This is a genomic window from Roseomonas sp. CECT 9278, from assembly GCF_918698155.1.
Classification (GTDB): Bacteria; Pseudomonadota; Alphaproteobacteria; order Acetobacterales; family Acetobacteraceae; genus Neoroseomonas.
In genome coordinates, this window is the sequence record NZ_CAKKLX010000021.1 from 36,603 (window position 1) to 49,901 (window position 13,299).

Here is a 13,299-nt window from a genome sequence, read left to right on the forward strand (position 1 = left end):
TCCGGGCGCCGCGGCCGGTGCGATGCATGGCATCCGTGCAACGCATGGCGCGCATTCACGAAAAACCCACAGGACGCCTTGATCCTGACACGGCGTCGCGGAAGTGTAGTGATCCATGAGACCTCTCGTTGGCATCTCCTGCTGTCAGAAAGCCTTCGGCATCTTCGGGACACCGAACCATGCCGCGTCGGACACCTATATCCGCGTGGTGCGCGGCCCGGCGCACGGCACGCCCGTGCTGCTGCCCGCCGCCGGGGAGGACCTCTCCGGCGAATTGCTGCCGCACCTCGATGGGCTGATCCTCACCGGCAGCCGGTCCAACGTGTGGCCCGGCTTCTATGACGGTCCTGCCCATGCCGAGGGCACGCCCGAGGACCGCTACCGCGACGACACCACCCTGCCGCTGATCCGCGCCGCGATCGACCAGGGCGTGCCGCTGCTGGCGATCTGCCGCGGCATGCAGGAGCTCAACGTCGCGCTGGGCGGCAGCCTCGACCAGCGAATCCAGGACCTGCCGGGGCGGATGGACCACTCCACCCCGTCCGACCAGCCGATCCCGAAGGTGCGCACCGGCAAGGCGCATGCCGTGCGGATCGAACGCGACGGCGCGCTGGCGCAGGCGGTCACACCCGCCGCGCGCCTGGCCGGGCGGCTGTCGGTGAATTCGCTGCACAACCAGGGCGTGCAGCGCCTCGCCCCCCGCCTGGTCGCCGAGGCCTGGGCGCCGGACGGCACGATCGAGGCGGTGCGCGTGGACAGCGCCCGCGGCTTCGCGCTGGGCGTGCAATGGCACCCCGAATACGACTGGGAACGCGACGCCGACAGCCGCGCCATCTTCGACGCCTTCGGCCGCGCCTGCGCCGCGCATCGTGCCGCGCGCTGCACCCAGGCAGGGCTGGCCCAGGCCGCGGAATAGCCGCCGGCCGGGTGACCGGCGTCACCCGAAAGACATCATTTGCGTTTTGATTTTGCAGGATAAAGCGGCTAGGGTTCACCGGCTGGGTTCAACCAACCCGGTGGACGATCCCCGGTATCCCCTGCCGGCTCGCCCGACTATTCCGATCGGAAGAAAATACCGCGCCCGGTCACCCCCCTGACCGGGCGCACCTTTTTCTGCCCCCGCCGTGCGATCCCGGCCGATCTTCACATGGCGTCTCAACGCCGTGGGTGGCTTCCGGCCCCGCCGCCGGGGCTGTATAGGACAGGCTCCCATCCCATCCCGGAGCCTCGCCCGCATGGTCGCCTACGTGTTCGCCCCGCCGCCGGTCGCCGCCATCCCCGTCAAGGGCAGCGATGCCATGTTCCCGGTCCGGCGCATCTTCTGCGTGGGCCGCAACTATGCCGAGCATGCCATCGAGATGGGCTCCGACCCGACCCGCGAACCCCCCTTCTACTTCGCGAAGCCGGCCGATGCGGTGGTCATCAATGGCGCCGACATGCCCTACCCGACCGTCACCAAGTCGCTGCACCACGAAATGGAACTGGTCGTGGCCATCGGCACGGGCGGGAAGAACATCGCGGTGGGCGACGCGCTGAAGCATGTCTGGGGCTATTGCTGCGGCCTGGACATGACCCGCCGCGACATCCAGAACGAAGCCAAGAAGACCGGCCGCCCCTGGGACATGGGCAAGGGCTTCGACCAGTCCGCCCCCATGGGCGCGCTGGTGCCGGCCGCCGGCATCGACCCGTCGAAGGGCAAGATCGAACTGAAGGTGAACGGCAAGGTCACCCAGACCTCCGACCTGTCGAAGCTGATCTGGTCGGTGCCGGAAGTCATCGCGAACCTGTCCGAGCTGGTCGAACTCGCGCCGGGCGACCTGATCATGACCGGCACGCCCGAGGGCGTGGCCGCCGTGGTCCGCGGCGACGTGCTGGAAGGCATCGTCGAAGGCGTGGGCGAGGTGAAGACGAAGATCGTCTGATGGCCCGCAAGGCCGCCGCCGGGGGCGGCACGCTGCGCATCGCCACATGGAACATCAACAGCGTGCGGCTGCGGCTGCCGCTGTTGAAGGACCTCGTGGCCGCGCTGGCGCCGGATGTGCTGTGCCTGCAGGAAACCAAGTGCCCGGACGAATTCTTCCCGCATGAGGGGGCAGCCGCACTTGGCTTCACGCATCGGCTGGTGCGCGGCATGAAGGGCTACAACGGCGTCGCCGTCCTGTCGAAGCGCCCGATCCTGGCGCGGGATGGCGACCCCGACTGGTGTTCGCGCGGCGATTGCCGGCACCTCGGCGCCACCATCGACGCGCCCGGCGGGCCGATCGAGCTGCACAATTTCTATGTCCCCGCCGGCGGCGACATCGCCGACCGCGAGGCCAACCCGAAATTCGGCCACAAGATGGACTTCGTTGCGGAAGCCACCGCGTGGTCCAAGGCGCGCCCGGCGCAGCGCGCGGTGCTGGTGGGCGACCTCAACATCGCGCCGCTCGAACATGATGTGTGGTCGCACAAGCAATTGCTGGCCGTGGTGTCGCACACGCCGGCCGAGGTCGCCGCCCTGACCGCCTGGCAGCAGGCCGGCGGCTGGCACGATGCGCTGCGCCACTTCGTCCCGGCCGACCAGAAGCTGTATACTTGGTGGTCCTACCGCGCGCGCGATTGGCGCGCGGCCGATCGCGGGCGCCGGCTCGACCATGTCTGGGTCAGCCCCGACCTCGCGGGCAGCCTGAAGCAGCACATTGTCCTGAAGGACGCGCGCGACTGGTCGCAGGCCTCGGACCACGTCCCGGTGATGGTGGAGATCGCGGCATGAGCGGACCCGTGACCGGCCGTCGTGCCGCCCTGCTGGCGATGCTGGCGGCGCTGTCGGCCTGCGCCGCGCCGCCGCCCCCTGCCCCGGTGGTCACCGCCGATCCCGACCCCGACCCGGAAACGGTCTATACCCCCGGCCCGATCGCCTGGGACAGCCTGACCGAGGAGCACAAGCGCCGCGCCCGCCAGGGCCTGACCCGCCTGGGCGAGGACGTGCCCGACGACGCGACGCTGCAGGCGCGCTGGATGATCATGCCGCCGGCGCAGCAGCGCTACATGATCCGCCGCCCGCCGCCGCCGCCGCCACGGGTCGTCCCGCGCGGCCGCGCGGCACCGGCGCGCGGCGCAGCGCCCGCCCGCCGGGGTGCTCCCCCCCCGCCCCCACGCCGCGCCCCGCCCCCACGGCGGTAACGCACCGCCTGGCCGAGCGCCCCGGTGGTCGGCACATGATGCGCGCCGGCGGCAGCCGCGAAGGGCTCGCGGCGCATCGCCGGAGCACGCCCGTCGCCGCCATGCAACCGGACAAGGGCGGCGCGCCCCGCGTGACGACCTGCGCGGCGCGGCGGGGTCGCGCCGCCATCGTTCAGGCCTGCGCCATCCCGATCCGCCCAAGCCCCGGCAGCTTCACCGCCGGCCGCCGCAGGTCGATCCCGGCCACGCCGCCGAGAATATTAACCTCGATCCGCTCGACCCAGCCGAGGGTGACGCCGGCATAGCCACCCAGCGTCAGCCGCAGCCCGGTTCCCGACGCCGTGCGGCGCAGCCACCATCCGTCATGCGGGTAGTCCTTGCCGATCGCATTCGGCGGCAGCACGGCCTGTGCCTCGGGCACCGCCTCCAGCACGGCGGCGACGAAGGTGTTGGAATTGGGCCCCGGCCAGACGCGGTAGTCGCCACGCTCGCGCCAACGATACGCCTCGACCGCCGCCTGCATGCGCGGGATCAGCGCCGCCGCGGCATCGCCATCGGCCGCGAAGACCACCTGCGGGTCGCGGCCGAACCAGCGGCCATCCGGCACGAAGCCGTTGACGCGGATGGGTTCGCCCCAGGCGGTGTAGTCCCAGCGCGTGTAGTCGCGGGCACCCTCCGGCTTCACCACGATCCAGCTGTGTACCGCGACGACACCGCGCCAGCGCACCGTCGGCGCGGCAAACACCCGCACGATCGCGCCGGCGTGGCGGTCGGCCGGCGGCAGGTGGCCGATCGATGACCGGTCCGCCGCCGCCCAGGCCGCGCCGATGCCCGCGCGCTGGTACAGCGCCGCGGCGATGCCGATCGGCACCAGCCAGACGATGACGAACAGGATCAGCACGCGGCGGGCGACCTTCATGGGCCTTCCTGATCTGTGGCGCGGCCGGGCCGGGACAAGGCCGCCGCGCCTGCGCCCCTTTCGCGGCCGCGCCGGCGCCCCCAATTTCCAGGCATCCAATGCGGGACACCGATGCATGACCGACACCCCCGACTATACCCCGCCCAAGGTCTGGACGTGGAACAAGGCCAATGGCGGCCGCTTCGCCAACATCAACCGCCCCATCGCCGGCCCCACGCATGACAAGGACCTGCCGGTCGGCCGCCACCCGCTGCAGCTCTATTCGCTCGGCACGCCCAACGGCGTGAAGATCACCATCATGCTGGAGGAGCTGCTCGCGCTCGGTCACGCCGGCGCCGAATACGATGCCTGGCTGATCCGCATCGGCGAGGGCGACCAGTTCGGCTCGGGCTTCGTCGCGGCCAACCCGAATTCCAAGATCCCCGCGCTGGTCGATCGCAGCGGCCCGACCCCGATCCGCGTCTTCGAATCGGGGGCGATCCTGGTGTACCTGGCGGAGAAGTTCGGAGCCTTCCTGCCGGCCGAGTCCGCCGCACGCGCCGAGACGCTGTCCTGGCTGTTCTGGCAGATGGGCTCCGCGCCGTATCTGGGCGGTGGCTTCGGGCACTTCTACGCCTATGCGCCGTTCAAGATGGAATACCCGATCGACCGCTTCGCGATGGAGGTGAAGCGGCAGCTCGACGTGCTCGACCGCCGCCTGGCCGAGAACGCCTTCATCGCGGGGCCGGACTACACCATCGCCGACATGGCGATCTGGCCCTGGTATGGCGGGCTGGCCAAGGGCTGGCTGTACGGCGCGGCGGAGTTCCTGGACGTCGCCGCCTACCGCCACGTGCAACGATGGGCGGAGGCGATCGGCGAACGCCCCGCGGTGCGGCGCGGACGCATGGTCAACCGCGTGCAGGGCGAGGCGTCGAGCCAGCTGCACGAACGCCATGACGCGAGCGACTTCGAGACCCGCACGCAGGACAAGCTGAAGGCGGCTGAATGAGGCTGGCGGGGCCGGGGTTTTAACCCTCGGTCAACCGGCGGCCTTCACCATCACGGCGCGCGCCCCTGGCGGCGCTTTGGTGGCAGGAGGCCCCTCGATGACGACCCTTCCCTCGCTGGCCGCGCTGCGGCCGGCCGCAGCGGGTATTTCGACCGCCACGGCGGCCACGGACCGGCCGCTGGCCTATGCCTTCGACGAGACCTGCTCGATCCTGGTCGGCTGGCAGCGGCGCGACGGCGTGCTGCGCATGCTGTCGCCGACGCGCGCGGTGGTGGGCGGCGTGGCGGGACTGCGCGCGGGCGACAGCTTGCGCCTCGTGCTCTATCGCGACGAGGTGGTGGTGCGGGACTGCCGCGTGACCGGCACGACGCTGCAGGGGGTCGAACTGTCGACCATGGGCGGCGTGGATGCGCGGGAGGGGGCGCTGCAGTAGGGGGTGAAACTGGCGGAGGGAGTGCGCCCGGTTACAAGCGGTCTCTGAGCGTCAACGCCGATGGTTCGGTCACCCCAGGGTGTGGACCAAAGAGAGGTCCCTCACGCCAGTAGATCAGCGAAAGCGCTCCTCGACTTCATCCACATCGAAATACCCCTCGCGCTCGCTTGCGGCCGAAAGCCATGTCTTCGCTTCAGCGCGGAACCGGCTCGGATCTCCGCCAGCATCGGCCCAGGCCAGAAAGAGTTCTCCTGCGAACGGATAGGTCGGGTTCTCCACTAACCATTGGGCGACCCGATGCTCCCAGCGAAGCGGATGGAGACCTGACCCCAGGAGAGCTTTCAGCACCAGACAGGCGCGGCCCCTATGAACAAAGTTTTCCAGCCACTGTTCCGCATGTAACAGAATCCAGTCTTTAGGACCGATCACGGAAACGACCCTCGCAATCAGGAAGGCGCTTCTCACGTCACTCACATGCTGATCCAAAAATCTGTGGGCAGCCCCGATAGCCGCTTGTCCCATTGGAGTACCCGGATCACAACCATAAGGCGCCTGAAGAATATATTCGATACTTGGACAATCCTTAATTCCGAATTCCACTTGCTGCACTATCACCGCCGCGCGTTCCGGTGTTGTTCCAATGGCTGCTGTCAAGAACGGTTCGAGGATCCTGAACTTAGAAAGTAGGACGGGGAACTGACTGTCTTCTCCGTTAGCCTGGAACCAAGTCTTCAAGGGCTCAAAGACCTTCTTCGGATCAAGACCCACTGTATGCCACAAATTGAATACATAACTTGCTTTTGGATGCTTGGCGTTAGCGCCAAGCCATGCTTGCATCTCATCACGGAAGAACCCTTCGTCCCCCGGCGCGGCATTACACCATGATTCGAAAGCGAAGCGGACATGTTCGTTCAGCGGGTCTTCGGCGATGATACCCCGCAAGATTTCGCGCACCTTCACCGGGTCTCCGCCCCAGTTTAGCCAGTAACGACACAGATCGCGCCGATTATGCGAAGGTCCTTCTGTAGTAATAAGAGACCATAGGTCTGATTCGAACTGGGCGAACACATATCCGGATTTGCTAAGATTCCGGAACAGATAGCAGCACTCAATAAGCGGCCGCTGACGTTCCGGCAATCCCAGCCATTGGCACGCAAATCCAGCTATGCGCACGTCTGGCGCAGGGCGGGCGCGGATCAGAACATTGAGGAGATGCACCGCGGGATAAGTTCGAACATGGTGTCCAAGCCAAGCGTCAATCAAGTCGAGGCTCTTCTCGTCGTAGCCGCTGGTCTCGGCCAAGGTTTGCAGGCATTTGGCGGCAAAGGCTTCTTCTCCAAACAAGTCACACCAGTCGCGCAAATAACCCAAGATCTCCGCGCTCACGGCCAGCGACGACCGGTTATCGATCCCGTGGCGCCCCTCCTCCTTTAGCGCCGCGAACCAAGCGTGCAGCACGAAACCAGCCCGGGGCATTGCGCCGCGCCGATCGAGCCAAGTCAAAACGAAAGAGCCGACCCAGGTCGTGTCGCCGACGTTGAGCAGATAGGATTCGATCAGATATGATGCGTCACGACTATGAACCGTTTGGCTGATTAGCCACCGGGCGGTGGTGGCTAAGGCCTTCGGGTCATAGGCCAAAAGGTTTGCTAAGATTTGCGGATCCGATGTCGTCGCAGCTTGCGAAATAAGGGCGTCGAACCGCGGGGAGCAGAACTGATTGGCCGTTGGGGCCGGGTACCACACAAGATATGCCGCCGTTTCCGCCAAAAAGGCGTGTGCATGTGGACCGCCCTCAAGCCCTTCGAAGAGGCTCGTGACAGTCTCAATCAACTGAGGGATCAGATGCCTCTCGACCATTGCGCAGCGCAGGATATCGACGGCGCTCTGGCGGATGACATCCGCGTACTTGCTCTCTAAGCGCAGCAGCACAGCGACTGGGTCAATCTCTTGAAACCTGTCGTGTCCTGCGAGCCGGTTCACAACGTAAAGAGCGCGCCTTAAGTACTGCTTATCGATCGCTGTTGAGAGAATATCGGCCAGTCTACTTGAAACCTTCACTGACCCGAAAAGATACTCGGCCACCAGCGCATCGGCGAGTGTGTCATGCAGTGCGACGAACTGGCTACCCTCCTGCTCGACCCACAGGTCGTCATTCAGCGCTCTAAATACGTGTCCGCGGGTGCCGCTCGGATCATGCAGAACGGCGGCCTCCTCATTCTCGGCGATGGGCAGCGCAAGTGCGATCTCGGCCATGCGCCGCTTGGTGTTGGATCCGAACCGATCGAGACCATTGATCCGGGCGCCGGCCCAGCGCGCGAAATCCGCGTTGTTGAGCGTAAGGCCAAATTGCCGCTCGAAAGCATCGAGATTGTAGGTCTTCATGTATCCCGCGAAAGCCGCGAGGAAGGGCATGCCGCGGCTCATCTCGACTAGAGCGGGATTCTCTTCTAGGCCAAGATGCCGCAGGATTTTTGCGACAAGCCATTGATCGTAACTAATCAGCGCTCCGCCCGACGCACGCCCCAGACTATACTGCAACGGATCGAGATCGCGGAACATAAATCGAACCGTAGCAGATCCGCTCGACCTGCTACACAAAATTAGCGTAGTCCGGACCTTGAGAGATTCCTGCAGTTCCTCGCAGAAGTACCGTAGAGAATGTGCAGTCTTGAAGTTCTCTGCATAATCCAGAAGCATCACCAGATGCTGAACACCTTGCTCTGCCTCCAGAAAACTCCTTAGCCGCGCGAAATCCGAGGCCTGGTCAATCTGCAGCGCAAGATCAGACCCGCAGTCGAGGCAAAGCCTACGTGCCAACCGAGTCTTGCCGAAACCGCCCGGCCCGTCAATTAGGATGGCAAGCGGGCTGCTGGCCGTCTGGATCTTCTGTATGATTGCGCGCTCGGACAAGACGTGACCAACTTCTCCGACTTCGTCCAGATAATCATCACGCGAGAAGTAAGGAAGACCGTCGTCGTACAGAAACCGCTGGAAGCCGCGAGCTGCCGCAACGGGAAAGCGCAAGTCCAGAAAGCCCAGCATCCCTAGAGTTCTGCGGAAGCTCGCGTCCGGGTCCCCATGAGACCGGTCGCCTCGAAGCTCCGGCACAGCAACCGCCGAGGCAAGCACGGGAACGCTGGCGCCGGCTAAGCCCGGCGCGGTCGCTGCAGCCGATACCGGCGCGCCAGAGCCTTCTCCATCGGTGGACGTGAGAACCGGATCTACCCCAGCCTCGATGGATCCCAGCGCGCCAAGGCCTTCTCCATCGGCGGACAGGCTCCTCAACCCATCCAGAAACGTCTCCGCCGTGCGCTTCCAGGTGCAGCCAAGACAACTAATGAGTTGCTGCTTCAGCAACTTGGCGTCGCGCTTTCGTTCAGGCAACCTCCCAGCAATTGACTGATAGGCTGCGGCCACGTCCCTAAGGTCTTCCGGATGAAAGCGCTCGCTTTCGGCGCGCGCGCCTCGGATATCCAGCTTCACTACGCCACCGACGCCTAAGCCGCCAAGGGTGTCGTAAATTAACCGGAACAATCCACTTTGCTCGCTCAGGATGAGCGGCACCTCGAAGGCTATCGCTTCCCACCCTGTCAGCCCGAACCCTTCGTGCAACGAAAGCATCAGCGCAAGATTGGCCTGACGGAGCCGTTCGAACGTCACTTTGCGTTCCTGTTCGAAGCTCAGGCCGAAAAAGCGAACATCGCGGTCGGCGTATTCCTTCGCGAGGGCCCTTAACTCTGCCTCCTCAGATGCATCGTCGGCGGAAAGGCCGAGGACTGCGATCTCTGGGTTGTTGGCAAGGGCCGGCGGATTCCCACTATTAGCTTTCGCCGTCCTCACAGCCGCGCCAAAGGCCGCGACTGCTAGCCTGCCCTGCTTGATCCGGTCATCTGCCCGGTCCATCCGCCCGAAGGTAAGGGCCTCCAGCACATCGTTGCGGGAAGAGTTTGGCCTCGCTTCCGGCGGGAAACCGGGTACCAGTTGAGTGCAGGCTCGCCCTGTCATCCGTTCGCAGGAGTCCTTGAGCAGCGGGCCAACTGCGAATAGCGCACTTCGCTTGGCGGCGTTGAACAAGTCCCGTTGCCGATTTGCCTTTGTATCCGCGACTTGTGAATTGCCAGACTTCTGACTCTGGTATTCGCGGAACGCCATGTGGTGGATCAGCGCCGATGTACCACTGAACCTCTGCGCCGCTTCGATGGCAATCGCCCCACTCGTGACGTCGTGCCCCACCCAGCACGTGCTCGCGGTATCGATGCCCTCTTTCGCGAAAGCCTCCGCGACGATTGCTAACCACTTTGGGTCGAATGTGTCGCCATCCTGGTCGATGGATATCAGCGTGACGTTGTGCGGCTCAGAGTCTGCTCTGTCTGCCAGACCAGCAGTCAGCACGACGCAGATAACGGCGCCAGGCGCGCCGAGAAGCTCCGCCAGCCCCACCGCGAAGTCCCGGTTGAAGGCGTTGATGCCCCCGTGCTTTGGCCCCCAAGCGGTCGCGAAAAGGACGATTTTCATCCGGCAACTTCACCCATAAGTGCAGTATTATGGGGCGACTTGGTTGTGGCAACTCCAAGCACTCGTTGCCGCGCTAATCTCCCCCGCATCATTTTCGCCCAGTCACGGCACTCGCCGCTTCACGACCCCCACCGACAGCGTCGCCGCTGCGAGATCGAACGTCGCCGCAGAGATATTCCGCGCCATCACACGCACCGTGTTGTTCGACCAGACCGCCGCATCGAGCTCAATAAAACGAGTCGAAGCGACCAGCGACGCCGTTGTCAGATCGCCCGCCCGCGCCCCGTTCACCGGGACGTCAATCAGCGACGTCGCCCCGGCAGCCTTTGCTCACCTTGGAGTTAAGGTCCACTTGCGTTTGCGAAGCTGCGGGTTGTAGGTCCCGGTCGTTCGCAAAGAAACATGCCGGTGCCAACAGGTAGAGCCTCATGGACCCGATCGCAGCCAACCGCCTGAACTGGGACGACCGCGCGGACATCCACCTGCGCAACAGCACTGGCTTCTACGGCATCGATGCTGTGCGCGCGGGCGACAAGCGGCTCGATCCCATCGTCGATGGCGAACTCGGCGATGTCGCTGGGCTGCGCGTAGCACATCTGCAGTGCCATTTTGGGCTCGACACCATGCGCTTGGCCCGGCGCGGCGCTATCGCCACCGGGCTCGATTTCTCACCCCGCGCCATCGCCGGCGCACTAGCGCTGGCGGCGGAGCTTGGCGTGTCGGTGCGCTTCGTGGAGGGCGATGTGCATCACGCAGCCACGCTGCTCGATGGCCCCTTCGATCTAGTCTATGTGACCTGGGGGGCGCTTTGCTGGTTGCCGGACATGATGCGCTGGGCCGGCGTGGTTGCCACGCTGCTGACACCGGGCGGCGCGCTGTACCTGGCGGATTCACACCCGGCGATGAACGCGCTGGAGCAGCAGGGCGAACGGCTGGTGCTTGCGCGCCCCTGGCAAGTGCCCATCGAGGCGCCGTTCAGCTACAATGACCCCACCACCTACACCGGCGCGCCGGACTTGCTGACGCATACACAGACCTACGAATGGGCGCACTCTTTCAGCACCATTCTCGGTGCGCTCTTGGCGGCCGGCTTCCATCTCGATTTCCTCCACGAGCATGAGACGCTGCCGTGGTCCGCCTTTCCGATGATGGAGCCCGCCGGCGGGGGGATGTTCCGACTGCCCACGTCGATGCCGGCTATGCCGCTCGCCTTTTCGCTGCGCGCGACGCTCCGCTTATCAGCGGGTTCCGGTAAAGGCGCAACGATTGCAAGTCGATCGGCCCGTCAAGGCCCTTGATGATGCCGCCCGCTCCCACCTCAGAAAGCAATAACCTGATCGCACCCTTCGCTTGGCTTCGCACGGCAACAGAGCGAATGGTCGTGGGCCAGCCACAGACAGAGCCCCCGACGATGACCAGCCAAGACACCAACCAGCAGCGCAGCCTCGACACCTTCCTCGCCCGCAAGGCCGAGTTCGACGCCCTGCTCGCCGAATTGCAGCAAGCCAGCGCGGATCACTTCGGCGCCGACCCAGACGCGGTGCTCTGGGGTCAAGCCGCCTGGCTGACCGACGCCAGCCGCCGGCTGCGCGACATCACCGACCAGCATTTCCACCGCGGCGAATACGCCGCCTGACGCGGCGCTGCCCCGCGTCGCCCTGCCCGGCTGCGGCCCGGCCGGGCTCGGGCTGGTAGCACCCGGATCCTCGGGTGCGGACCAGGAGCCCGACAATGACAAAGCTTTCCGACACCCAGCGCGTGATCCTCAGCCGCGCCGCCCAGCACGACGCGCTGCTGGCCACCCCGCCCGCCAAGCTGCCTGCCGCCGCGCGCCAGGCCGTGCTGCGCAGCATGATCAGCAAGGGCTTGCTGGAGGAGGTGCCGGCGCCGCGCGAGGCCATCACCCTGGGCTGGCGACAGGACGAGGATGGGGCCTGGATTGCCCTGCGCATCACCGCCGAGGGGCTGGCGGCTATCGGCCTGGGGCCGGAGAACGCGACCCAGGGCGCAGACGATCCGCAGGAGCCCGCCCTTCTGCCCACAGCGCGCCAGGGAGACTCACTGGCAGCGTTTCCGCCCGCCCTGCCCTACGGCGGCGGCGAGGCACCGGAGGGGTCTCAGCGCCCGCCTGTGGGTCAACGCGGGCCTATCGGCCGCGCCGCCGCCCTGCGCATGGCCGCCGTGACGGTCCTGGCTGCGTGGGAGGCTCCCGAGCGGGACGGGCTCAACGATGCCGTGGCAGCCCTGCGCGCGGCCCTGGCAGCCACCCCGCGGGCCGACCGCGCCGCCCGCCCGCCGCGCGACCCGGCCGCCCCGCGCCAGCCCCGCACCGGCACCAAGCAGGAGCGCGTCCTTGCCCTGCTGCGCCGCGACGAGGGCACCGCCATCGCCGAGATCATCGACGCGACCGGCTGGCAGCAGCATACCGTCCGCGGCTTCCTCGCCGGGCTCAAGCGCAAGGGCGTGACGGTGGAGGTGCTGGAGCGGGTGCGCCAGGTCGGGCCGAACAAGCAGGGCGCCAAGGGCTCCTACTCGATCTACCGCATCGCCGAGGCCGGCTGATGCGCAAAGGCGCACAGGCACCCCGCCTGGCGGTCGGGCTCATCCGGGTCTCGACCGCCGAGCAGGGCAACAGCGGGCTGGGCCTGGAGGCCCAGCAGGCCAGCATCCGCTCCTTCGTCGCCGCGCAGGGCTGGACCATGGTGGCGGGGTTCTCCGACATCGCCTCGGGCAAGGACGATCGGCGGCCTGGGTTCCAGGCTGCGCTGGCCCGGTGCCGGCAGCTTGGCGCCGTACTAGTCGCCGCGCGATTGGATCGCATCACCCGCCGCGCCCACACCCTGTCGCAGCTGCTGGAGGACGGCATCTCGATCCGGGCGGCCGACATGCCGGGTGCTGATGACCTGATGCTGCGGATCTATGCCGCCATGGCGCAGAAGGAGCGCGAGCTGATCAGCGAGCGGACCAGGGCGGCTCTGGCGGCGGCCAAGGCGCGGGGAACGGCGCTGGGCGGGGATCGGGGCTACCGGCCCGCCATGGGTCCGGACGCCGCCGCGGCGGCACGGGCGCGGCGGGAGGCCGCGGAACGTGCGGCGCACCGGCTCGGGCTGGAACTGGACCGCCTGCGCGCGGAGGGCATCACGGGCCACGCGGCATTGGCGCGCGCCCTGAACACCCGCGCCGTGCCTACGCCGCGGGGCAGCGGTGCCTGGACCCACACGACGGTCGCCCGTCTCATTGCGCGGGTCGCAATGTAGCCGAGCAAGCTCGCGGTGC

The 13,299-nt window shown here is 66.4% G+C and carries 13 protein-coding genes; 10 read left to right on the forward strand and 3 right to left on the reverse strand.

All coding sequences use genetic code 11. The features are described from left to right. Nucleotides 1-115 precede the first annotated feature (115 nt). The 4 genes from LQ222_RS14810 (at nucleotide 116) to LQ222_RS14825 (ending at nucleotide 3,162) form a co-directional block, all read left to right on the forward strand. Nucleotides 116-916 carry a gamma-glutamyl-gamma-aminobutyrate hydrolase family protein gene (locus tag LQ222_RS14810; protein ID WP_230167566.1) on the forward strand — a complete coding sequence of 267 codons (801 nt, stop codon included), beginning with the start codon at nucleotides 116-118 and terminating at the stop codon, nucleotides 914-916. Nucleotides 917-1,235: 319 nt separating this feature from the next. After that, nucleotides 1,236-1,922 (forward strand): fumarylacetoacetate hydrolase family protein, encoded by a 687-nt coding sequence (locus tag LQ222_RS14815; protein WP_230167568.1) that lies wholly within the window; start codon nucleotides 1,236-1,238, stop codon nucleotides 1,920-1,922. Beyond that, a complete protein-coding gene (locus tag LQ222_RS14820; protein WP_230167570.1) occupies nucleotides 1,922-2,752 on the forward strand; it encodes an exodeoxyribonuclease III in 831 nt (276 codons plus the stop codon). Before LQ222_RS14815 ends, LQ222_RS14820 begins: the two co-directional genes overlap by 1 nt. Beyond that, a complete protein-coding gene (locus tag LQ222_RS14825) occupies nucleotides 2,749-3,162 on the forward strand; it encodes a hypothetical protein (protein ID WP_230167572.1) in 414 nt (137 codons plus the stop codon). Before LQ222_RS14820 ends, LQ222_RS14825 begins: the two co-directional genes overlap by 4 nt. A gap of 172 nt (nucleotides 3,163-3,334) precedes the next feature. Here LQ222_RS14825 and LQ222_RS14830 read toward each other — a convergent pair whose 3' ends face one another. Beyond that, nucleotides 3,335-4,081, reverse strand: a complete 747-nt coding sequence (locus tag LQ222_RS14830) for a DUF3750 domain-containing protein (protein WP_230167574.1) — start codon at nucleotides 4,079-4,081, stop codon at nucleotides 3,335-3,337. A 115-nt stretch (nucleotides 4,082-4,196) separates the two neighbouring features. On the opposite strand from LQ222_RS14830, the gene yghU reads away from it, so the two are divergent. Together yghU and LQ222_RS14840 are read left to right on the forward strand one after the other, a co-directional pair. After that, a complete protein-coding gene (gene yghU / locus LQ222_RS14835) occupies nucleotides 4,197-5,072 on the forward strand; it encodes a glutathione-dependent disulfide-bond oxidoreductase (RefSeq protein ID WP_230167575.1) in 876 nt (291 codons plus the stop codon). 97 nt (nucleotides 5,073-5,169) lie between these two features. Continuing rightward, nucleotides 5,170-5,505: a hypothetical protein gene (locus tag LQ222_RS14840; RefSeq protein ID WP_230167577.1), complete on the forward strand. Its 336-nt coding sequence runs from the start codon at nucleotides 5,170-5,172 to the stop codon at nucleotides 5,503-5,505. Nucleotides 5,506-5,619: 114 nt separating this feature from the next. Here the strand turns inward: LQ222_RS14840 and LQ222_RS14845 are convergent, their stop codons facing one another. Together LQ222_RS14845 and LQ222_RS14850 are read right to left on the reverse strand one after the other, a co-directional pair. Beyond that, nucleotides 5,620-10,023: a glycosyltransferase gene (locus LQ222_RS14845; protein WP_230167578.1), complete on the reverse strand. Its 4,404-nt coding sequence runs from the start codon at nucleotides 10,021-10,023 to the stop codon at nucleotides 5,620-5,622. A 102-nt stretch (nucleotides 10,024-10,125) separates the two neighbouring features. Continuing rightward, a complete protein-coding gene (locus LQ222_RS14850; RefSeq protein WP_230167580.1) occupies nucleotides 10,126-10,314 on the reverse strand; it encodes a hypothetical protein in 189 nt (62 codons plus the stop codon). Between the two features lie 137 nt (nucleotides 10,315-10,451). Between LQ222_RS14850 and LQ222_RS14855 the strand changes: the two genes are divergently transcribed. From LQ222_RS14855 to LQ222_RS14870, 4 genes are all read left to right on the forward strand, one after another. Next, nucleotides 10,452-11,321, forward strand: a complete 870-nt coding sequence (locus LQ222_RS14855) for a bifunctional 2-polyprenyl-6-hydroxyphenol methylase/3-demethylubiquinol 3-O-methyltransferase UbiG (RefSeq protein WP_230167582.1) — start codon at nucleotides 10,452-10,454, stop codon at nucleotides 11,319-11,321. Between the two features lie 113 nt (nucleotides 11,322-11,434). Beyond that, nucleotides 11,435-11,659: a hypothetical protein gene (locus tag LQ222_RS14860; RefSeq protein ID WP_230167584.1), complete on the forward strand. Its 225-nt coding sequence runs from the start codon at nucleotides 11,435-11,437 to the stop codon at nucleotides 11,657-11,659. Nucleotides 11,660-11,754: 95 nt separating this feature from the next. After that, nucleotides 11,755-12,585, forward strand: coding sequence for a DUF3489 domain-containing protein (locus LQ222_RS14865; protein WP_230167586.1), 831 nt, complete (start codon nucleotides 11,755-11,757; stop codon nucleotides 12,583-12,585). Beyond that, nucleotides 12,585-13,280 carry a recombinase family protein gene (locus LQ222_RS14870; protein WP_230167587.1) on the forward strand — a complete coding sequence of 232 codons (696 nt, stop codon included), beginning with the start codon at nucleotides 12,585-12,587 and terminating at the stop codon, nucleotides 13,278-13,280. Before LQ222_RS14865 ends, LQ222_RS14870 begins: the two co-directional genes overlap by 1 nt. Nucleotides 13,281-13,299 lie beyond the last annotated feature (19 nt).

Coding starts and splice junctions, on each gene's coding strand:
- LQ222_RS14820 (WP_230167570.1), top strand. CDS start 1,922: ATGGCCCGCAAGGCCGCCGCCGGGGGCGGCACGCTGCGCATCGCCACA.
- LQ222_RS14865 (WP_230167586.1), top strand. CDS start 11,755: ATGACAAAGCTTTCCGACACCCAGCGCGTGATCCTCAGCCGCGCCGCC.
- LQ222_RS14815 (WP_230167568.1), top strand. CDS start 1,236: ATGGTCGCCTACGTGTTCGCCCCGCCGCCGGTCGCCGCCATCCCCGTC.
- LQ222_RS14825 (WP_230167572.1), top strand. CDS start 2,749: ATGAGCGGACCCGTGACCGGCCGTCGTGCCGCCCTGCTGGCGATGCTG.
- LQ222_RS14840 (WP_230167577.1), top strand. CDS start 5,170: ATGACGACCCTTCCCTCGCTGGCCGCGCTGCGGCCGGCCGCAGCGGGT.
- LQ222_RS14810 (WP_230167566.1), top strand. CDS start 116: ATGAGACCTCTCGTTGGCATCTCCTGCTGTCAGAAAGCCTTCGGCATC.
- LQ222_RS14855 (WP_230167582.1), top strand. CDS start 10,452: ATGGACCCGATCGCAGCCAACCGCCTGAACTGGGACGACCGCGCGGAC.
- LQ222_RS14845 (WP_230167578.1), bottom strand. CDS start 10,023: ATGAAAATCGTCCTTTTCGCGACCGCTTGGGGGCCAAAGCACGGGGGC.
- LQ222_RS14860 (WP_230167584.1), top strand. CDS start 11,435: ATGACCAGCCAAGACACCAACCAGCAGCGCAGCCTCGACACCTTCCTC.
- yghU (WP_230167575.1), top strand. CDS start 4,197: ATGACCGACACCCCCGACTATACCCCGCCCAAGGTCTGGACGTGGAAC.
- LQ222_RS14830 (WP_230167574.1), bottom strand. CDS start 4,081: ATGAAGGTCGCCCGCCGCGTGCTGATCCTGTTCGTCATCGTCTGGCTG.
- LQ222_RS14870 (WP_230167587.1), top strand. CDS start 12,585: ATGCGCAAAGGCGCACAGGCACCCCGCCTGGCGGTCGGGCTCATCCGG.